A 20412-nucleotide genomic window follows, 5' to 3' on the forward strand; every position below is an offset into this window, starting at 1 on the left:
ACCCGGGATCTCGAAATGGCATGATAACCTCTGGATTCCGGGTTCGATGCTTCGCATCGCCCCGGAATGACGGCCACGCGGGGGCTTGTCCCGGCCGTCCACGCCTGTAAAACCCCGCCATGACAAAACCCCTCGCCGATCGCATCGCTCTCGTCACCGGCGCCTCGCGCGGCATCGGTTTCGCCACCGCAAAGGCGCTCGCCAGGGCCGGCGCGCATATCATTGCGACGGCGCGGACGCAGGGCGGGCTGGAAGAGCTCGACGACGAGATCCGCAAAGAGGGCGGCAGCGCTACGCTGGTGCCGCTCAACCTCACCGATTCCGACGGCATCGCGCGGCTCGGCGCCGGGCTCCACGAGCGCTACGGCAAGCTCGACATCCTCGTCGGCAATGCCGGCGTGCTTGGCCCCTCTTCGCCGATCGGCCATATCGAGCTGAAAGCCTTCAACGACGTCATGGCCGTGAACGTCTCCGCGAACTTCCAGCTGATCCGCTGCATGGAGCCGCTGCTCAAGCAGTCCGATGCGGGGCGCGCCGTGTTCATCACCTCGGGCGCCGCCAACAAGGCGACCGCCTATGTGAGCCCCTACGCCGCCTCCAAGGCCGCGCTGGAGACGCTGGCGCGCGCCTGGGCGCAGGAGACGGCAAATACCAAGCTGCGCGTCACTCTGTTCAACCCGGGACCGATCCGCACCCGCATGCGCGCTACGCTGATGCCGGGCGAGGATCCGGCGACGCTCGACACGCCCGAGCAGGTCGCGGAGTTCATCGTGCCGCTGTGCGCGCCCGACTGGACCGAGACCGGCAAGTTCTACGACTACAAGACCCGCACCCTGATGAGCTTCCGTTCGCCCGCCTGATTGACTAGGGCGCCTCCCCGCGATTGACTGCCCGCGCTCAGGCGGCAGCAAGCCGCAAGCCAACAAAAAGGGAGGTTGCCATGGCGCCATGGCATGATCGCGCAGGCTCTGCGCGTGCGCTCGCATATATCTCTCACGCTTTTTCCATCCTGATCGCGGCCATCGCATTTGTGCTTCCGGGCGCGGCAACTGCCGGCGACGTCCCGACCTTCGCGGTCGACGCCTCCTGGCCGAAGCAGCTGCCGAACAACTGGATCCTCGGTCAGGTCGGCGGCATCACGGTCGACTGGCAGGGCCACATCTGGGTGATCCATCGGCCGCGCTCGCTCACCGACGACGAGAAAGGCGCGAGCCTCAACCCGCCGCGCTCGAAATGCTGCGTGTCGGCGCCGCCCGTTCTCGAATTCGACAGCGACGGCAATCTGCTGCGCTCATGGGGCGGCCCGGGCGAAGGCTACGAATGGGTCGGCCGCGAGCACGGCATCGAGGTCGACGAGCGCGGCTTCGTCTGGATCGGCGGCAATGCCGACAATGACAACGCCATTTTGAAGTTCACGCTCGACGGCAAGTTCGTCGCCCAGATCGGCAAGGTCGCGCCGAGCCTCGGCAGCAACGACACGACACAGCTCGGCAAGCCCGCCGAGACCGCGATCGACAAGGAGGCGAACGAGATCTACGTCGCCGACGGCTACGGCAATCGCCGCGTCATCGTGTTCGATGCGACGACGCTCGCCTACAAGCGGCACTGGGGCGCCTACGGCAACAAGCCCAGCGACGACAAGCAAGGTCCCTACGACCCCAAGGCCCCGGTCGCCCTGCAGTTCGGCAATCCTGTCCATTGCGTGAAACTCGCCAATGACGGCCTCGTCTATGTCTGCGACCGCATCAACAACCGCATTCAGGTGTTCAAAAAGGACGGCACCTTCGTGAAGGAGTTCTTCTTCGAGAAGAACACGCTCGGCAACGGCGCGGTGTGGGACATCGCGATCTGGCCCGATCCGAAGCAGACCTATTTGCTCAGCGCCGACGGCGAGAACAACGAGGTCAGGGTCATCAAGCGCGATGACGGCAGCGTGGTCGGCAGCTTCGGGCATAGCGGCCGCAACGCCGGTCAGTTCCACTGGGTGCATGCCATGGCGATCGACGCCAAGGGTAACGTCTATACCGCCGAGGTCGATACCGGAAAGCGCATCCAGAAATTCAAGCTGACCTCGGACGCGCTCAAATAGCGTCTCAACGCATTTTGCCCAAAAGTTAACCGACGGATGACGCTACGACGCAGCGTCATCCGCATTTAGGCGCATTGCCGGGACCTGCGGGACACGGTAGAGCCATCGACAGGAACAAGGCTCCGCAAGAGAGCCGTCCGCATATTTGACAGTGGAGGAGACCTTTCATGACGACATTCGCGCGCCGCACTGCGGCTCTTTTGGCATGCGCCACCTTCGGTTTTGCAACATCCGCCTACGCGCAGGACAAGACCATCAAGATCGGCGTGCTCAACGACATGTCGAGCCTGTATGCCGACATCGGCGGCCCGAACTCGGTCGCCGCCGTGAAAATGGCGGTCGAGGATTCCGGCCTGAAGGCCAAGGGCTGGACCATCGAGGTCCTCTCCGGCGACCACCAGAACAAGCCCGATATCGGCGTCAACATCGCCCGGCAATGGATCGACAACGACAAGGTTGACGTCATCTCGGACACGCCGAGTTCGGGCGTGGCGCTCGCGGTGAACAACCTCGTCAAGGAAAAGAACTCGGTGCTGCTCAATTCGGGCGCAGCCACCGCTGATCTCACCGGTAAGGCCTGCACGCCGAACACCGTCTCCTACACCTACGACACCTACATGCTCGCCAACGGCACCGGCAAGGCGCTGACCAAGGCCGGTGGCGACAGCTGGTTCTTCCTGACCGCAGACTACGCCTTCGGCCATGCGCTCGAGCGCGACACCAGCGCCGTCGTCACCGCCAATGGCGGCAAGGTGCTCGGCGGCGTCAAGCATCCGCTCAACAGCTCCGATTTTTCGTCCTTCCTGCTGCAGGCGCAGTCCTCGAAGGCGAAGATCATCGGCCTCGCCAACGCAGGCGGCGACACTACCAACGCGATCAAGCAGGCCGCCGAATTCGGCATCGTCTCCGGCGGTCAGAAGCTTGCCGCGCTGCTGCTGTTCATCAACGACGTGCACTCACTGGGCCTGAAGACCGCACAGGGCCTGACCTTCACCGAGTCCTTCTACTGGGACCTCAACGACCAGACCCGCGAATGGTCGAAGCGCTTCCAGAAGGTTTCGCCCAAGGGCTCGATGCCGTCTATGACGGTCGCGGGGCTGTACGCCGGCATCCTGCATTACCTGAAGGCGATGGATGCGCTCGGAGCCAACCCGCATGACGGCGCCAAGGTCGTCGCCAAGATGAAGGAGCTGCCGACCGACGATCCGCTGTTCGGCAAGGGGCCGCTGCGCGCCGACGGCCGCCGCCTCATCCCGGCCTATCTGTTCGAGGTGAAGAAGCCGGAAGAGTCGAAGGGCCCGTGGGACTATTACAAGCTGGTCGCCACCATCGCGCCGGAAGACGCGGCCAAGCCGCTCGAGGCGAGCGATTGTCCGCTGGTGAAGAAATAGGAAGTCGTAGGGTGGGTTAGCACGCGGCTGCGCGAAGCGCAGTCCGCTGGCGTAACCCGCCACTTCCGCCTCTGCGGAAATGAAAGAGGTGGGTTACGCCTCGCGGTTTGCGCTTCGCGCGACCCGCGAGGCTAACCCACCCTACGAGACCGTCTTCGTTGCAGCCAACGCCCGCACCGCGATCGCCACGCATATCACCATCAGCACCGCCGCGAGCAGGAACGGCGCGCCGGGCAGGTGCAGCGGTGCACTGGTGCCGATGAAGAACGAAAACGTCAGCGTGAACAGGAACGGGCCGACGAGCTGCGACACGCTCTGCACGCTCGCGGTCGCGCCCTGCAGCTGGCCCTGCTGATCGGGTGCGACCAGCCGCGTCATCAGCGACTGCATGGCCGCACCCGAGATGCCCCACAGCGACAGCACGGGAATGCCGAGCCAGGACAGCGGTCCGGTGGGCGCAGCGCCCAGGATCACGAAGCCGATCGCGCCACAGCACAAGCCCATCAGCATTGCGTTCCGCTCGCCCAGCAGGCGCACGATCGGACCGATCGCGAGCCCCTGCGCCACCATGGTGCAGATGCCGACCATGGCCAGCGTCAGGCCCACGGTCTTGGAATCCCAACCGTAGCGATAGGTCGCATAGAGCACGAAGGTCGACGGCAGCACCACATGCGCGAGCTGCGCGATGAAATTGACGATCGACAGCCCGGCCAATGCCGCGTTGGATCGCAGCAGACGCAGTGCCCCGACCGGATTGGCGCTGGTCCAGCGGAACGGCGCACGCTTCTCGGGCGTTAGCGATTCCGGCAGGACGAAGAGCCCATAGAGCGCATTGGCAAAGCTCAAGGCCGCCGCGGCCCAGAACGGCAGCCGCGGATCGATGTCGCCGAGCAGACCGCCGAGCGCCGGACCCAGGATGAATCCTGCACCGAACGCCGCGCCGATCCTGCCGAACACCGCCGCCCGCTGTTCCGGCGGCGTGATGTCCGAGATGTAGGCGAAGGCGGTCGAGATGCTCGCCGAAGTGACGCCGGAGATCAGGCGGCCGATGAACAGCCACGTCAGCGACGGCGCGAGCGCCATCAGCACATAGTCGGCGGCGAGCCCGAAATTCGACAGCAGCACCACCGGCCGCCGTCCGAAGCGATCCGACAGCGCGCCAAGCATCGGCGAGAACACGAACTGCATCAGCGCCCAGGCGGTGCCGAACAGTCCGAAAATGCGCGCCGCATGCGCCGTGTCGTTGCCTACGAAGCTCTCGACCAGCTTTGGCAGGATCGGCATGATCACGCCGATCGCGAGCATGTCGAGCAGGATGGTCACGAAGATGAAGGCGACCGCGCCGCGCCGGACCGGCGCAGCGGCTGACGCTGTCGCCTCTCCCGGCCCGTCGCTCATGACGGCCGCTTGCGCTTGTGCGCGAAGGGATTGGCCTTCTCGCGCAGGGTGATGCGCACCGGCGTGCCCGGCAGCTCGAAGGTCTCGCGCATCGAATTGGTGAGGTAGCGCAGGTAGGACTGCGGCACCGCATCGGCACGCGAACAGAACAGCACGAAGCTCGGCGGGCGCGCCTTGGTCTGCGTGATGTAGTTCAGCTTCAGCCTGCGGCCGGACACCGCGGGCGGCGGATTGGCCTGGATCGCCTGCTCGAACCAGCGATTGAGCGCAGCGGTCGGCACGCGCCGGTTCCAGATTGCGTAGGCGTCCTGGATCGCCTGCATCAGGCGATCGATGCCCTCGCCCATCAGGCCCGAGACCGCGACGATGGGCACGCCCTTGACCTGCGGCAGCCAGTGATCGGCATCGCGGCGCAAGTTCGAGATCGCGCCGCCGCCCTTGGTCTCCATCAGGTCCCATTTGTTGGCGGCGAGCACGATTGCGCGGCCCTCGCGTTCGATCAGATCGGCGATGCGCAGATCCTGCTCCTCGAAGCGGTTCTGGGTGTCCATCATCAGCACGACGACTTCGGCAAAGCGCACCGCGCGCAGCGCGTCGGCGACCGAGAGCTTTTCCAGCTTCTCCTCGATGCGCGAGCGCCGGCGCAGGCCGGCGGTGTCGAACACGCGGAAATCGCGGCCCTTCCAGTTGATCTCGACCGCGATGGAATCGCGCGTGGTGCCCGCTTCCGGGCTCGTCAGCAGGCGCTCCTCGCCGAGCAGATGGTTGATCAGCGTCGATTTGCCGGCATTGGGCCGGCCGACGATGGCAACCCGGATCGGGCGCGTCGCGGCCTCCTCCTCGGAGAGCGGCTCGTCGTCCTCGACCTCATCGTCCTCGATGGGCTCCGGCATGAGCTTGGCAAGCGCATCGTAAAGCTCACCCATGCCCTCGCCGTGCTCGGCCGAGATCTGGATGGGATCGCCGAGGCCGAGCGCGAAGGATTCCATCGCGCCGGCGTCGCCATGCTTGCCCTCGCTCTTGTTGGCGACCAGCAGCACCGGCTTGTTGGCCTTGCGGGCGAAATCGGCGAAGGCGCGATCGGTGGGCGTGAGGCCGATGCGGGCATCGATCACGAAGAACAGCGCGTCGGCCTGCGCGATCGCAGTCTCGGTCTGCTCCTGCATGCGCGCGGTGAGCGAGCCCCTGGCGCCCTCGTCGAGGCCGGCGGTGTCGATGATGGTGAATTCGAGATCGCCGAGCCTGGCCTCACCCTCGCGGCGATCGCGGGTGACGCCCGGCAGGTCATCGACGAGCGCGAGCTTCTGCCCGACCAGACGGTTGAACAGCGTCGATTTGCCGACATTGGGCCGGCCGATGATGGCGATCGTGAAGGACATCGGTCATTCGTGCGCTGCCGGGGCTGCGCCTGTCAATGCAGGTGGAATTATTAGCGAGAGAAGCTGCCGCTCGGCATCGGCGCCGGGAAAGCACCCTGCGATTGCTGCTGTGTGGTCTGGGTCGGTTGCGCCTGCTGGACCGGCTGATCCGGCGGCGGCGCGGTGGTGCGCTTGCGCACGATCTTCTGCTTGGGCGGAGGCGCGGCGGTGGGCGGCGCGGCCTCGGGCTGGACCTCGCCATCGACCTCGCCGGCAGGCGCCTCAGCCGGTGTGGCGGCAGCGGCGGCCGGCTGATGGGTCTTCTTCGCCTTGGCACCCTTGGCCGGTTTGGCCGGCTCGGGCGGCGGCGGTTCGGTCGGCAGAGCCGCGACGGCGGGCGCGTTCGGATCCGGCTGCTGCTGCGCGCCCTTGTACATCTCCTTCGGGACACCCTGCTCGAGGCCCGGAACGCCCTCGGGGAAGACCGGCTTGCGATCGCCCGGCAGCTTCTTCTTGGTGTCGAGGAAGTCGAGCATGTCGCTTGGATCGAAGCTGGAGCAGCCGCCCAGGACGCCGGTGAAGGCGATCAGGACGGCGGCTGCGATCAAGCGTGGCGTGCGGCGCATATCGTATCTCGTCAGGTCAGAGAGCCCATCGGTCAGCTCTTGGTCAGCTTTTGGCGACGGGCGGCAGCAGAGCCGCCAGCGCCTCGGCACGAGAACGCAGGCCGGGTGGCGTTTCACCGTCCTCGGCAATCGTGTCGAGCCATTTGCGGGCCGCAGTCATGTCGTTGTTGCGCCAGGCCGACAGCGCCAGCATCTCGCGCGCGGTGTGGCGGAACGTCGATTTCGGGGTGGCGGAGGCCTCCAGCCGCTGCTGGATGTCGGCATAGGAGGCGCTGTCGACCAGGAGGCCGGCGGCGCGAATCCTGGCCAGATCCTGCCATTCGCCGCCCACGCCGCGGTCGGCGGCGATGTCGTCATACAGCTTGGCGGCCGCCTTGGGATCACGGCTTGCCGCCTCGGCCGCAGCGCGCAGCCGCGCCAGGGTGCGATAGCCGAAGGGGGCCTTGGCGGCGAGCTCGGTGAAGGCGGTCTCGGCCTCGGCGTGCTTGCCCTGCTCGGACAGCTCGACGGCTTTCTCGAAGGCGGCGCCGGCCTCGGCGGCCTTCTGGGCCTCCAGATATTGGTAGCCGCGCCAGCCGCCGACAGCGGCCACGACCAGCACCATCAGGGCGATGAAGTAGATCGAATACTTGTCCCACAGCTTCTTGAGCTGTTCGCGACGTACTTCCTCGTCGACTTCGTCAAATAATTCAGACACTTATGCTAATCCCATGCCCGTCCGGGTACGCGCGCCAAGGCGTTCGCGTCAGGAATCCCGTCCCCCGTGTGGCGGCGAGGTACCCTAACGATATGGCGGTGGCAAGGCAAAGCGAGCCCGATCAAGGCGTTAACCACCCGGCGGAGCCCGGGAGGCGACCTGCCCCCGCTCAGGTTCCGAGGCGCTCCCGCAGCTGCCGCTTCAGCACCTTGCCATTGGCGTTGCGCGGCAGCGGCTGCGATGTGATCGCCATGGTCTCGGGGACCTTGTAGTCGGACAGCCGCTCGGCGCACCAGGCGCGCAAATCGGCGTCGGCAACAGGTGCGCGCGTCACCACCACGGCGTGGACGCGTTCGCCCAGCACCGGGCAGGCCCTGGCGATGATCGCGCTCTCGATCGCCGCGGGATGCCCCGCCAGCACGGATTCGACCTCGGCCGAATAGATCTTCAGGCCGCCGCGATTGATCATGTCCTTCTGCCGGTCGAACACGCGCACGAATCCGTCCGCATCGACCGAGCCGAGATCGCCCGAGCGCCAGAAGCCGCCGGTGAAGCTTTCGGCGGTGGCTTTCGGATTATTCCAGTAGCCCTTGATGACGGAGGCGCTCCGGATCCAGAGCTCGCCGATCTCGCCGGGAGGCAGCTCGCGCCCGTCCGCGTCCATCGCGACGATGCGTGCGCCGGGGCACGGCAGGCCGACGCTGTCGATATGGCTCGCCGTCAATTCGCCCGGCATGATCGTCGAGGGCGACGTCGTCTCGGTCGCGCCGTAGCAGTTCATCAGCTTGAGGCCGGGAATCGTCGCCTTGAGCTTTTCGATGGTGGCGACCGGCATCGGCGCGCCGCCGAAACCGCCGATGCGCCAGCTCGACAGATCATAGCTGTCGAAATCGGGCTGCAGCAGGCAGAGATTGTACATCGCCGGCACCATCACTGTGTAGGTGACGCGCTCGCGCGCGGCGAGCTTGAGATAATCGGCGGCCTTGAATTCCGGCATGATGCTCAGCGCGCCGGCGCAGCGGATCATGGTGGTGATGTTGGCGACGACGCCGGTGACGTGGCCGAGCGGCACGGCTGCGATGGAACGATCCGCTTGCGTCAATTGCAGGCAGGAGACGAAGACCATCGAGGAATGCACGATGTTGCATGGGCGAGCATCGCGCCCTTCGGCTTGCCTGTGGTGCCCGAGGTGTAGAGGATCATCGCGGTGTCCTCTTCGCTCGTCTCGACCGGCGCAGGCGCCGGGGGATTGTCTGCGAGCACCGCAAAGCGCGACAGGCGCGGATCGTCATCGACGACGATACGATGGATGACGTCCGGGACATCAGGCGCCTCGGGCAGCCGCTCGGCGAGCCCCGCCTCATAGATCAGGATCTTCGCGCCGCAATCGGCCAGCACATAGGCGATCTCAGGCTTCTGCTGGCGCGTGCTGAGCAGCACCGTGACGAGGCCCTCATGCGCGGCGGCAAACAGCAGCAGCGGAAATTCGATGCGGTTGCCGAGCAGGATCGCGACACGATCGCCGCGCTGCAGGCCGAGCTTGCGCAAACCCGCGGCGATCTGCGCGGCCCGCTCCACCGCCTGCCGCCAGCTCAGCCGGACATTGCCTGCGATCAGCGCTTCACCATCGGGATTGCGGGCGCAGGCGTCCGCGATCATCGCCCAGAGACTGGCCGGCCGGTCACAGAACGCCGGCACCACCCGATCGCCGAAGCGCGCCTCGAGGTGCATCGGCGGGATTTTTGAATGCGACCAGTCCATCGGAGGCCTCGGCTTGTTGCTTTGTCACCTTCCGCGCACGGGCATGCCGAGCTGTCTTGCGCTGATCGGCTAGACCCCCACGACGGGAACACCGATCACGACGGGATGGAACGCAAAGGCCAGCGCCAGATAGGCAACGACGCCGACGGCAACCGCGATCAGATCATTGGTGACGCCGCCGACCGGAATCGGCGGGCCGCCGGCATCCTTGCGATGCTTCAGCGAGATGCGGTCATAGACCGCCCAGCCCAGGAACGAGCCGAACAGGATGATCGAGCCGAGGTCGCCATTGGCGAGCAGATGCGCGGCCGCCCACAGCTTGATGCCGGCCAGCATCGGGTGCTTCAGCGTCGCATAGATGCGGCCGCGCAAATAGGAGGCGACCACCAGGATGACGGCGGGCAGCATCAGCGCGAGCGTGATGTGCTTGAGCGCCTTCGGCGGGTACCAGACGTCGATCCAGCCGGAGCTGCGATAATGGGAAAAGCCCCAGATGATCAGCGCCAGCCCCGCGAGCGAGACCACTGCGTAGAGGAGCTTGTAGGTCCCCTCGCCCAGCCTGGCGATGGCCTGCGCGCGCGCCTCGCGTTTCGTCGTGAAAACATGGGCCGCGAAAAACAGCACCAGCCCCAGGATCATGACCAGCAGACCCATGACATCCTCCCCTCAAGCAGCCCCCGCCCCTGAGGTATCATCGATTGGCCGATGGTCGCAACTCTCACCCCCTCATGGTGAGGAGCGCGCCCCTGCGCGCGTCTCGAACCATGCAGGCCCGGCTGTCGCGACAGCGTGGCCTTTCATCCTTCGAGACGCGCGTGAAGAACGCGCACCTCAGGATGAGGGGATAGAGCTACTTTCCGAGCTTCCTGTTATCGACGTAGCGGATCGCGATCAGTCGGCCGGCCAGGGCACCACCGAGGCCGCTGGTGAATTTCAGCGGCAGGCAGGCGTTCAGCGATGCATTGATGGCGTCAAGATAGGTCGTGCGGGTGGCAGCCGGCACGCCCGCGGTCGCAAAGGTCAAGCGCGGCGGGCCGATCAGGGCGCCCGCCTTGTTGAAGCTGAAGCGCACCGCCATCTGCATGCCCGCCCGCGCATTGTCCGCCGGCGGCGACCAGCAGGTGCGCAGCTCGGCGAAGAGGTCGCCGATCGTGTCGAGATCGTGATCCGGCTTCTGGTATTTTGCGCGATCGGCCTCGGACGGCACGCTCTCGATCGTCAGCTGAAGATTTTGCCCATAGGGATAGTCCATCTCGGGAATGCAGGGCCCGGGCTCGAGCGGGCTGCAATAGGACGGCGTGCAGGGCCGATAATCGAGCACGCTGCACGGTTCGTGCGCAAACGGGATCGGATTGATCTGACGTCGCTGCGCGTCGGCGGCGACCGTCGAGATCGTCAGCAAGATGAAAACAAGGATGCCGCGCCACATGGAGTGAGCTCGCAATGCCACGAGAAAGAGGTGGCATTATCCGTGAACGCGTCAAGTCCGCGCGCGTTCACATGCTCGCGCGCGAACGACAGCGGCACCCTACCCCTTCTTCTTGACGTCCTTGACGTTGGTGAACTCGATACCCTCGGCGCGTTCCCTCGTGTAGCCGAGATAGAACTCGTTCCTGGCGAGATACACGGGATCGCCGTCGACGTCGTCGGCGATGCTCGAGGTGTTGGCGGCAATAAAAGTGTCGAGCTTCTTGCGATCGTCCGAGGAGACCCAGCGCGCCAGCTGGAACTCGCTGACCTCGAACTCGACCGGCAGCGAATATTCCGCCTCCAGGCGCGCCTTCAGCACGTCGAGCTGCAGCGCACCGACGACGCCGACCAGCGCCGGGGCACCATCGCGCGGGCGAAACACCTGCACCACGCCCTCTTCCGACATCTGCTGAAGCGCTTCTTTCAGCTTCTTCGCCTTCATCGCGTCGGTGAGACGGACGCGGCGGACGATTTCCGGCGCGAAGCTCGGCACACCGACGAAGGTGAAATCCTCGCCCTCGGTGAGCGTGTCGCCGATGCGCAGCGTGCCGTGATTGGGAATGCCGACGACGTCGCCGGCGAATGCCTCGTCCGCCACCGACCGGTCCTGCGCGAAGAAGAATTGCGGGCTCGACAGCGGCATGCTCTTGCCGGTGCGCACCAGTTTCGCCTTCATGCCGCGGCTGAGCTTGCCCGAGCACAGGCGCGCGAAGGCGATGCGGTCGCGGTGGTTCGGATCCATGTTGGCCTGGATCTTGAACACGAAGGCGCTCATGCGCGGATCGGTGGCCTCGACCTTGCGCTGGTCGCTCTCCTGCGCGCGCGGCTCGGGCGCGAACTTGCCGAGGCCTTCCAGCAAGTCGCCGACGCCGAAATTGCGCAGCGCGCTGCCGAAATAGACCGGCGTCAGATGTCCCTCGCGGAAGGCGCCGAGCTCGAACGGTTTCGAGGCTTCGGTGACGAGCTCGAGCTCGTCCTTCACCGCGGAGACGTCGAGATTGGCGTTGAGCTTGGCGAGCTCGGCGATCTCGATCTGCTGCGCCGCGCCGGTCTTGGCGCCGCCGCCTTCGAGCAGGCGCACGCCGCCATTGACGACGTCGTAGGTGCCGAGGAAGTCGCGGCCGCGGCCGACCGGCCAGGTCATCGGCGTGGTGTCGAGCGCCAGCGTCTTCTCGATCTCGTCGAGCAGCTCGAACACGTCGCGGCTCTCGCGGTCCATCTTGTTGATGAAGGTGATGATCGGGATGTCGCGCAGACGGCACACCTCGAACAGCTTTCGCGTGCGCGCCTCGATGCCCTTGGCGGCGTCGATCACCATCACGGCGGAGTCAACCGCGGTGAGCGTGCGATAGGTGTCTTCCGAAAAGTCCTCGTGGCCCGGCGTGTCCAGGAGGTTGAAGACGAGGCCCTCGAACTCGAAGGTCATGACCGAGGTCACGACCGAGATGCCGCGCTCGCGCTCGATCTTCATCCAGTCCGATCGCGTGTTGCGCCGCTCGCCCTTGGCCTTGACCTGACCGGCGAGATTGATGGCGCCGCCGAACAGCAGCAGCTTCTCGGTCAGCGTGGTCTTGCCGGCGTCGGGGTGGGAGATGATCGCGAAGGTCCGCCGCCGCGCCACCTCGGTGGCAAGCGGGGAACGGGCCGGCGATTCGGCTGTGGTGGTGGCGATGTCGGACATGGCGGGAGCGTTTGGCAGGGAAAATGGGCCTGATCAAGCCTCATTTGGTGATTGCGGAGCCCTCCGGCCAGCCCCATATCGCCGTTTGGGAGGGACGGCCCTCCTTTCCCACCAGCATATCAGCCGCGGGGACGACCCTGCCGTGAATGGAGGGTCGTCATGGCCTGGAGCATCCTGTTCGTCGCCGGTCTTCTCGAGATCACCTGGGCGATCGGCCTGAAATACACCGAGGGTTTTTCCAGGCTTGTTCCCTCCGTCATCACGCTCGCGGCGATGGCCGGCAGCGTCATCCTGCTCGGGGTCGCGCTCAAATCGCTGCCGGTCGGGACCGCCTACGCGGTCTGGACCGGGATCGGCGCGGTCGGCACCGCGACGCTCGGCATCGTCCTCTTCGGGGAGCCGGCCACGGCCTTCCGCCTCGCCAGCATCGGATTGATCGTCGCCGGGATCGTCGGGTTGAAGCTCGTCACCTGACGAAGATCTTGACCGCCCACCAGGTCAGCGCGGCCACGATGGCCGAGGCCGGGATCGTGATCACCCAGGCATAGACGATCGAGCTTGCGACGTTCCAGCGCACCGCCGAGACGCGGCGGGCCGCGCCGACACCGACGATGGCGCCGGTGATGGTGTGGGTGGTCGAGACGGGAACCCCGAGGAAGGTCGCCATGAACAGGGTCACCGCGCCGCCCGTTTCGGCGCAAAAACCCTGCATCGGCGTCAGCTTGGTGATGCGCAGGCCCATGGTGCGGACGATGCGCCAGCCGCCCATCAGCGTGCCCAGCGCCATCGCCGCCTGGCAGGACAGCACCACCCAGAACGGCACCGAGAACTCGCTGCCGAGATGGCCTTGCGAATAGAGCAGCACGGCGATGATGCCCATGGTCTTCTGCGCGTCATTGCCGCCATGGCCGAGCGAATAGAGCGAGGCGGAGGCGAATTGCAGGATGCGGAAGGCGCGATCCACGGCAAAGGGCGTCGAACGCACCGAGGCCCAGGACACGATCGCAACCAGCATCATCGCGAGCAGGAAGCCGACCAGCGGCGACAGCACGATCGCCAGCACAGTCTTGGACAATCCGCTCCACACCGCCGCCGAAATCCCCGCCTTGGCCATGCCGCCGCCGACGAGGCCGCCGATCAGCGCGTGCGAGGACGAGGACGGGATGCCGAGCGCCCAGGTCACGAGGTTCCAGACGATGGCGCCGACCAGGGCCGCGAAGATCACCTGGGCATCGACGATCGAGGGATCGATGATGCCTGTGCCGATGGTCTGGGCGACGTGCAGGCCGAACACCATGAAGGCGACGAAATTGAAGAACGCGGCCCAGAACACCGCGAATTGCGGCCGCAACACGCGGGTCGACACGATGGTCGCGATCGAATTGGCGGCGTCGTGCAGGCCGTTCAGGAAGTCGAACAGCAGCGCGACGGCGATCAGTCCGACCAGGACGGGAACACCCAACGCAGCATCCACAGCAGCCCTGCCCTACACTTGCTCGATGACGATGCTGTTGATCTCGTTCGCGACGTCATCGAAGCGGTCGGCCACCTTCTCGAGGTGGTCGTAGATCTCGGCGCCGACGATGAAATCCATCGCGTTGCCGTCGCGATGCTTCAGGAACAGCTCCTTCAGCCCGATGTCGTGGAGATCGTCGACCCGGCCCTCGAGCTTGGTCAGCTCTTCCGTGATCGCGGTCAGCATGGCGACGTTCGGGCCGATCGACTGCATCAGCGGCAGCGCGCGGCCGACCAGATTGGCGCACTCGATCAGAAGCGCGCCGATCTCCCGCATCGGCGGCTCGAAGGCGCGGACCTCGAACAGCATCACGGCCTTGGCCGTCTGCTGCATCTGGTCGATGGCATCGTCCATCGAGGTAATGAGGTTCTTGATGTCGCCGCGATCGAACGGGGTGATGAAGGTGCGGCGCACCGCCGTCAGCACCTCGCGGGTGATGTTGTCGGCATCGTTCTCGAACTGGTTGACGCGCTGGCAATAGACCGGCGTCTCCTCGCCCCCGTTGAGCACGCCCTGGAGCGCGATCGCGCCCTGAATCACGGTCTGGGCATGGCGGTCGAACAGGTCGAAGAACCGTTCTTCCTTGGGCAGGAACGCGCGAAACCATCGCATCATGGGGACAGGCTACCGGTTGGAAATGGCCCGGCCCGGATGGGCCGTCACAAAACTGTCATAGACCATTTTCGATCCGCGCGCGTGCCACCTCACGCCCGCGGAGCCGGATCATCCACCGCTTTCAAGAAGCAGACAATATTCCGTCAAATCAATTACTTAGAGCGACCGCCGGAAGTAATGCGCGATTTCACCGATGACGCCGCGGCGGAAGGTGAGAACGCAGATCACGAAGATCGAGCCCTGGATCACCGTCACCCACTGGCCGAAGCTCGCCAGATATTGCTGCATGGCGATGATTACGAAGGCGCCGACCACGGGGCCGAAGATGGTACCGAGCCCGCCGACCAGCGTCATCAGCACGACCTCGCCCGACATCGACCAATGCACGTCGGTGAGCGAGGCATTCTGGGCCACGAACACCTTCAGCGATCCGGCGAAGCCCGCCAGCGTGCCGGACAGGACGAAGGCCAGAAACTTGTACTGGTCGGTCCGGTAGCCCAGCGAGATGGCGCGCTGCTCGTTCTCGCGGATCGACTTCAGCACCTCGCCAAACGGCGAGTTGATGATGCGGAAGATCAGCAGGAACCCGGCGAGGAAGCCAGCCAGCACGACATAGTACAGGACCGTCGGCTTGGACAGATCGAGGACGCCGAACATGTGTCCCTGCGGAATGCCCTGGATGCCGTCCTCACCATGGGTGAACGGGGCCTGGAGGTAGATGAAGTACAGCAGCTGGGACAGCGCCAGCGTGATCATCGAGAAATAGATGCCCTGGCGGCGGATCGAGATGTAGCCGGTCACGATCGAGAGCGCGAAAGCCGCGGCGACCCCGACGAGGATGCCGAGCTCCGGCGGCAGCCCCCACGCCTTCAGCGCATGCGCGCTGCAGTAGCCGGCGGTCCCCAGGAACATCGCGTGGCCGAACGACAACAGGCCGCCATAGCCGATCAGAAGATTGAAGGCGCAGGCAAGCAGCGCAAAGCACAGCGCCTGCATCACGAAGAACGGATAGACCCCGGTGAATGGCACCGCCGCCAGCAGCAGCGCCATCACTGCGAATACGATCATCTCGTCGCGCATCGCACGCGGTGTCGCACGCAGCGTATCGTCCGTCAGGGTTGTCATATCAGGCCGCCCTTCCCGTCAATCCCGTTGGCTTCACCAGCAGCACCAGCACCATCAGCACGAACACGACGGTGTTGGAGGCCTCGGGGTAGAAATACTTGGTCAGGCCCTCGATCACACCGAGCGCGAAGCCGGTGATGATGGAGCCCATGATCGATCCCATGCCGCCGATCACCACCACGGCGAACACGACGATGATGAGGTCGGCGCCCATCAGCGGGCGCACCTGGTTGATCGGCGCCGAGAGCACGCCGGCGAGCGCCGCAAGGCCGACGCCGAGACCGTAGGTCAGCGTGATCATGCGCGGCACGTTGATGCCGAAGGCGCGGACCAGCGTCGGGTTTTCGGTGGCGGCGCGCAGGTAAGCGCCGAGTTGCGTCTTCTCGATCAGGAACCAGGTGGCAAGACACACCACCAGCGAGAACACGACGACCCAGCCGCGATAGATCGGCAGGAACATGAAGCCGAGATTCATGCCGCCCTTGAGCTGGTCCGGAATGGCGTAAGGCAGGCCGGAGGAGCCGAAATAGTTCTGGAACACGCCCTGCACGATCAGCGCGATGCCGAAGGTCAAGAGCAGGCCGTAGAGATGGTCGAGCCCGGTCAGCCATTGCAGCATGGTCCGCTCCAGGATCATGCCGAAGATGCCGACGATGATCGGCGCCAGCAGCAACGCCCACCAGTAATTGATGCCGCCGAGGTTCAGCAGGAAATAGGCGACGAAGGCGCCCATCATGTAGAGCGCGCCATGGGCGAAGTTGATGATGTTGAGCATGCCGAAGATCACGGCAAGCCCGAGACTGAGCAACGCGTAGAACGAGCCGTTGATCAGTCCCACCAGTAGCTGTGCGTAGAGAGCCTGCATCGGGATTAGCTTCCGCCACCAAAATGAAAGCCCGCCGGCGGCACGACCGCCCGGCGGGCCACGAGAGTTATTTCTTCACCAGCGGACAGACGCTCTCGGAGAGCGGCCGGAACGCCTGGTCAGCGGGGACGGTGCCCACCAGCTTGTAGTAGTCCCACGGCCCCTTCGATTCCGAGGGCTTCTTGACCTCGAACAGGTAGGCCGGGTGAATCTTGCGGCCATCGACCCGGATACTGCCCTGACCGAACAGCGGATCGTCGGTCGGCATCGACTTCATCTTCTCGACCGCCTTGGCGCCGTCATGCGGATTGCCGCCCATCGCCTCGAGCGCCTTGAAGTAGTGGACCAAGCCCGAATAGACGCCGGCCTGCACCATCGAAGGCATCGCCTTGTTCTTCATGCGCTCCGAAAAGCGCTTGGAGAAGGCACGCGTTCCGTCGTTGAGATCCCAATAGAAGGTTTCTGTGAAATTGAGCCCCTGCGCCACGTTCAAGCCGAGCGAGTGAACGTCGGTGATGAACAACAGCAGCCCGGCAAGCTTCTGCCCGCCGGCAACGATGCCGAACTCGGCGGCCTGTTTGATCGAATTGGTGGTATCGCCGCCGGCATTCGCAAGACCGACGATCTTCGCCTTCGAGGCCTGTGCCTGCAAAAGGAACGAGGAGAAGTCCGAGGAATTGAGCGGATGCTTGACGCTGCCGAGCACCTTGCCGCCCGCCTTCTGCACCACCGCCGCGGTGTCGCGCTCCAGCGCCGCGCCGAACGCATAGTCGGCCGTCAGGAAGAACCAGGAATCGCCGCCAGCCTTCACCAGCGCCTGACCGGTGCTGTTGGCGAGCATGTAGGTGTCATAGACCCAATGGATCGTGTTCGGCGAACATTGGGCGTTGGTGAGATCCGACGTCGCCGCACCGGTGTCGATCAGGATCGAATTCTTCTCCTTGACGACATTGTTGACCGCGAGTGCGACACCGGAGTTCAGCACATCCATGAAGATGTCGACCTTCTCGACGTCGATCCATTGGCGCGCGATGGTGGTGGCGATATCGGGCTTGTTCTGATGATCGGCGGAGATCAAGTCGATCTTCCAGCCCTTGGCGGCAAGCCCGGAATCCTCGATCGCCATCTGGGCAGCCAGCGTGGAGCCCGCGCCACCGAGGTCGGAATAGAGACCGGAATTATCGGTCAGGACGCCGATCTTGACGGTCTTGTCCTGTGCCGACGCGCCGCTTGCGACGAATCCCAACGCCATGCCGAGAAGAAGTGCAGAAAAATGCTGTTTCATATTCCCTCCGGGAAATCCTCTATTGAATGACTCGGGGCGTCAGACGCCGAGATAAGTATGCAGCTTGTTCATGTTCGCAGACAGTTCCGAGTTCGCAAAACCGTCGATCACCTTGCCGTGCTCGACGATGTAGTAGCGATCGGCGACGGTGGATGCGAAGCGGAAGTTCTGCTCGACGAGGAGGATCGTAAAGCCCTCCTTCTTGAGCCGCGCAATGGTATGGCCGATCTGCTGGATGATGACGGGCGCGAGGCCCTCGGTCGGCTCGTCCAGCATCAGGAAGCTCGCGCCCGTGCGCAGAATGCGTGCGATCGCGAGCATCTGCTGCTCGCCGCCGGACAGCTTCGTGCCCTGGCTGTTGAGCCGTTCCTTCAGGTTCGGAAACAGATCGAAGATCTGCTCCAGCGGCAGTCCGCCTTCGCGCACCACCGGCGGCAGCATCAGATTCTCGCGGACGTCGAGGCTGGCGAATATCCCCCGCTCTTCCGGGCAGAACGCGATGCCCATCCGCGCGATCCTGTCGGAGGTGGCGCGAATGATCTCCTGGTTGTTGAACTTCACCGACCCGGCACGCTTGCCGATGATGCCCATGATCGACTTCAGCGTGGTGGTCTTGCCGGCGCCGTTACGCCCGAGCAGGGTGACGACCTCGCCCGCATTCACGTCGAAGTTGATCCCGTGCAGGATGTGGGACTCGCCGTACCATGCTTCCAGGTTGCGGACCTGGAGGATGTTTCCGCCGGTCGCAGTCCTTGCCGGAGCCTCGGCGATCGCAGTGTCAGGCATGACCGGCTCCCAGGTAAGCTTCCTTGACGCGCTCGTCCTTGGTGAGCTCGCTGTAATGGCCTTGCGCGAGCACCTGCCCGCGCGTCAGCACGGTGATGATGTCGGAGAGATTGGCCACGACGCTTAAGTTATGCTCGACCATCAGGATGGTGTATTTCGCGGAGATGCGCTTGATCAGCGCCGCGATCTTGTCGATGTCCTCGTGGCCCATGCCGGCCATCGGCTCGTCCAGCAGCATCATCTCGGGGTCGAGCGCGAGCGTGGTTGCGATCTCCAGTGCACGCTTGCGCCCATAGGGCATCTCGACCGCGGGCGTGTTGGCAAACTCGCTGAGGCCGACATCGTTCAGCAGCTCGCGCGCGCGATCGTTGAAACGGTTGAGCACCGACTTCGAGCGCCAGAAATCGAAGGAACTGCCGTGCTGGCGCTGAAGCGCGACACGGACGTTTTCAAGCGCGGTGAGATGCGGAAATACCGCCGAGATCTGGAATGAACGGACAAGTCCCATGCGGGCGACGTCGGCCGGCGCCATCGCGGTGATGTCCTGCCCCTTGTACAGGATCTTTCCGGCAGATGGTTTGAGGAACTTGGTCAGAAGATTGAAACATGTCGTCTTGCCGGCGCCGTTCGGGCCGATCAACGCATGAATGCTCCCACGGCGAACCTTGAGCGCAACGTCGCGGACGGCGAAGAAGCCCGCGAACTCCTTGGTCAAGCCTTCCGTTTCGAGAATGAACTCATCGGCCAAACAGATTTCCCCCTGCCCGCGCAACGCGCGTGGCTGTCCTTGTTGCTTCGGCATTCCGGAGGTCTTGGAGCCCGTCCGGAACGCCGCCTCCGGGCGCGGAATATGCCGGAGGTGACGGGGGTTAGGCAAGGTGGAAAGCTGAGCAGATCAGGCCTCCGGCTGGGATACAAATGCTCCCTTAGTCGGAGATGTTCGATGTCGTGCCTGCCCGGCCTCCCGGTTCGCAAAAGCACCGGCCATCAAGCCGTCGTTAACGGTCTTTCGCCCCGCGCGCCAGCCTTCATAGAATATTTTCCCGCAAGCGGCATCATGCTGCGGGTATATCTGCCGGGAATATTGTTTTGGATTTCGCAAGCGCCGCTCCCTCCGTCGTCAAGTCGATCAGGCAGAGAGATCTGCTGAACACGTGGCTGCGACTTTATGCGCGCCAAGAGATCGCACCGGCGATCTGGGAGTACCAGCCGGCACGGCTCGAGGAAGAGCTGTCCGATCTCATCTATTATACGGTGGACAATTCGGCTGCCCACCCGCGCCTCATCATCCAGAGCGAAGGCACGCGCATCTCGCACGCCTACGGGCACACCGGCAAGGGCGTGCCGCTGGATGAATATATCGGGCCGCGGCTCGTGCCCTCAGTGATGCCCGTCTATCATGAATGCGTCGCGCGCGGGCTTCCGGTCTACAGCGTTGCCGACGTCGACGACATCTATGGGCGCGTCGTCGCCTATGAGCGCCTGCTGCTGCCGTTCCTGACCGACGACAAGGTCTGTCACGTCATCGCCTCGCTCAAGACCTTTTGCGAGGACGGCGGCTTCGAAATCAGGAATCTGATGCGCGGAAATGACGCGCTGCCGCGTCCCAAATTGTGCGCCGTGATCGACCGCGATCTCTTTCATCGCACCCCCGGCCGCATCGCGGCCGCGGACGTCGTCGAGTTCGCCGATCAGGCTGGCGAGGCCACCGAGATCATCGAGCTGAACTAGAGCCGGCTTACTTGCCCC

Annotated in this window: 19 protein-coding genes and 1 pseudogene; 5 read left to right on the top strand and 15 right to left on the bottom strand. The window is 64.6% G+C overall.

The window, feature by feature from the left end; all coding sequences use genetic code 11:
- Positions 1-119: 119 nt before the first annotated feature.
- From N2603_RS25500 to N2603_RS25510, 3 genes are all read left to right on the top strand, one after another.
- Positions 120-860 carry an SDR family NAD(P)-dependent oxidoreductase gene (locus tag N2603_RS25500; RefSeq protein ID WP_260384298.1) on the top strand — a complete coding sequence of 247 codons (741 nt, stop codon included), beginning with the start codon at positions 120-122 and terminating at the stop codon, positions 858-860.
- Positions 861-940: 80 nt separating this feature from the next.
- On the top strand, positions 941-2089 hold the full coding sequence (locus N2603_RS25505) for an NHL repeat-containing protein (protein ID WP_260384299.1): 1149 nt from the start codon (positions 941-943) through the stop codon (positions 2087-2089).
- Positions 2090-2256: 167 nt separating this feature from the next.
- Positions 2257-3480, top strand: a complete 1224-nt coding sequence (locus tag N2603_RS25510; protein WP_260384300.1) for an ABC transporter substrate-binding protein — start codon at positions 2257-2259, stop codon at positions 3478-3480.
- A gap of 141 nt (positions 3481-3621) precedes the next feature.
- On the opposite strand, the gene N2603_RS25515 is transcribed toward N2603_RS25510, so the two are convergent.
- The 8 genes and pseudogenes from N2603_RS25515 to N2603_RS25550 all read right to left on the bottom strand — a co-directional run bounded on the left by N2603_RS25515 (position 3622) and on the right by N2603_RS25550 (position 12471).
- On the bottom strand, positions 3622-4878 hold the full coding sequence (locus N2603_RS25515) for a TCR/Tet family MFS transporter (protein WP_260384301.1): 1257 nt from the start codon (positions 4876-4878) through the stop codon (positions 3622-3624).
- Positions 4875-6257, bottom strand: a complete 1383-nt coding sequence (der, locus tag N2603_RS25520; RefSeq protein ID WP_018646080.1) for a ribosome biogenesis GTPase Der — start codon at positions 6255-6257, stop codon at positions 4875-4877. Before der ends, N2603_RS25515 begins: the two co-directional genes overlap by 4 nt.
- Before the next feature lie 50 nt (positions 6258-6307).
- The gene (locus tag N2603_RS25525; RefSeq protein WP_018646081.1) at positions 6308-6862 is read right to left on the bottom strand and encodes a hypothetical protein; all 555 of its coding nucleotides are present in this window, start codon (positions 6860-6862) and stop codon (positions 6308-6310) included.
- Positions 6863-6905: 43 nt separating this feature from the next.
- Positions 6906-7559: a tetratricopeptide repeat protein gene (locus tag N2603_RS25530; RefSeq protein ID WP_018646082.1), complete on the bottom strand. Its 654-nt coding sequence runs from the start codon at positions 7557-7559 to the stop codon at positions 6906-6908.
- 169 nt (positions 7560-7728) lie between these two features.
- A pseudogene (locus tag N2603_RS25535) lies at positions 7729-9320 on the bottom strand (class I adenylate-forming enzyme family protein).
- A 69-nt stretch (positions 9321-9389) separates the two neighbouring features.
- Positions 9390-9974: an NnrU family protein gene (locus N2603_RS25540; RefSeq protein WP_018646084.1), complete on the bottom strand. Its 585-nt coding sequence runs from the start codon at positions 9972-9974 to the stop codon at positions 9390-9392.
- 196 nt (positions 9975-10170) lie between these two features.
- A complete protein-coding gene (locus N2603_RS25545; protein WP_260384302.1) occupies positions 10171-10749 on the bottom strand; it encodes a hypothetical protein in 579 nt (192 codons plus the stop codon).
- Positions 10750-10848: 99 nt separating this feature from the next.
- The gene (locus N2603_RS25550) at positions 10849-12471 is read right to left on the bottom strand and encodes a peptide chain release factor 3 (RefSeq protein WP_018646087.1); all 1623 of its coding nucleotides are present in this window, start codon (positions 12469-12471) and stop codon (positions 10849-10851) included.
- A gap of 159 nt (positions 12472-12630) precedes the next feature.
- Between N2603_RS25550 and sugE the strand changes: the two genes are divergently transcribed.
- A complete protein-coding gene (gene sugE, locus N2603_RS25555; RefSeq protein WP_260384303.1) occupies positions 12631-12945 on the top strand; it encodes a quaternary ammonium compound efflux SMR transporter SugE in 315 nt (104 codons plus the stop codon).
- Here sugE and N2603_RS25560 read toward each other — a convergent pair.
- The 7 genes from N2603_RS25560 to N2603_RS25590 all read right to left on the bottom strand — a co-directional run bounded on the left by N2603_RS25560 (position 12938) and on the right by N2603_RS25590 (position 19411).
- Entirely contained in the window at positions 12938-13945 is a 1008-nt protein-coding gene (locus N2603_RS25560) for an inorganic phosphate transporter (RefSeq protein ID WP_260384304.1), read from the bottom strand. The two genes, sugE and N2603_RS25560, sit on opposite strands and share 8 nt — an antisense overlap.
- Positions 13946-13957: 12 nt before the next feature.
- Positions 13958-14602, bottom strand: a complete 645-nt coding sequence (locus N2603_RS25565; protein WP_018646090.1) for a DUF47 domain-containing protein — start codon at positions 14600-14602, stop codon at positions 13958-13960.
- A gap of 156 nt (positions 14603-14758) precedes the next feature.
- Entirely contained in the window at positions 14759-15727 is a 969-nt protein-coding gene (locus N2603_RS25570; protein ID WP_260384305.1) for a branched-chain amino acid ABC transporter permease, read from the bottom strand.
- Between the two features lies 1 nt (position 15728).
- Positions 15729-16592, bottom strand: coding sequence for a branched-chain amino acid ABC transporter permease (locus N2603_RS25575; RefSeq protein ID WP_008551982.1), 864 nt, complete (start codon positions 16590-16592; stop codon positions 15729-15731).
- Positions 16593-16659: 67 nt separating this feature from the next.
- Positions 16660-17877, bottom strand: a complete 1218-nt coding sequence (locus N2603_RS25580; RefSeq protein WP_018646092.1) for an ABC transporter substrate-binding protein — start codon at positions 17875-17877, stop codon at positions 16660-16662.
- A 39-nt stretch (positions 17878-17916) separates the two neighbouring features.
- Positions 17917-18663 carry an ABC transporter ATP-binding protein gene (locus N2603_RS25585; protein WP_260384306.1) on the bottom strand — a complete coding sequence of 249 codons (747 nt, stop codon included), beginning with the start codon at positions 18661-18663 and terminating at the stop codon, positions 17917-17919.
- Positions 18656-19411, bottom strand: coding sequence for an ABC transporter ATP-binding protein (locus tag N2603_RS25590; RefSeq protein ID WP_008551999.1), 756 nt, complete (start codon positions 19409-19411; stop codon positions 18656-18658). Before N2603_RS25590 ends, N2603_RS25585 begins: the two co-directional genes overlap by 8 nt.
- Positions 19412-19752: 341 nt before the next feature.
- Here N2603_RS25590 and N2603_RS25595 point away from each other — a divergent pair, with 341 nt between their 5' ends.
- The gene (locus N2603_RS25595) at positions 19753-20394 is read left to right on the top strand and encodes a PAS domain-containing protein (RefSeq protein WP_260384307.1); all 642 of its coding nucleotides are present in this window, start codon (positions 19753-19755) and stop codon (positions 20392-20394) included.
- Positions 20395-20412 lie beyond the last annotated feature (18 nt).

The organism is Bradyrhizobium huanghuaihaiense (assembly GCF_025200885.1).
GTDB lineage: Bacteria > Pseudomonadota > Alphaproteobacteria > Rhizobiales > Xanthobacteraceae > Bradyrhizobium > Bradyrhizobium huanghuaihaiense.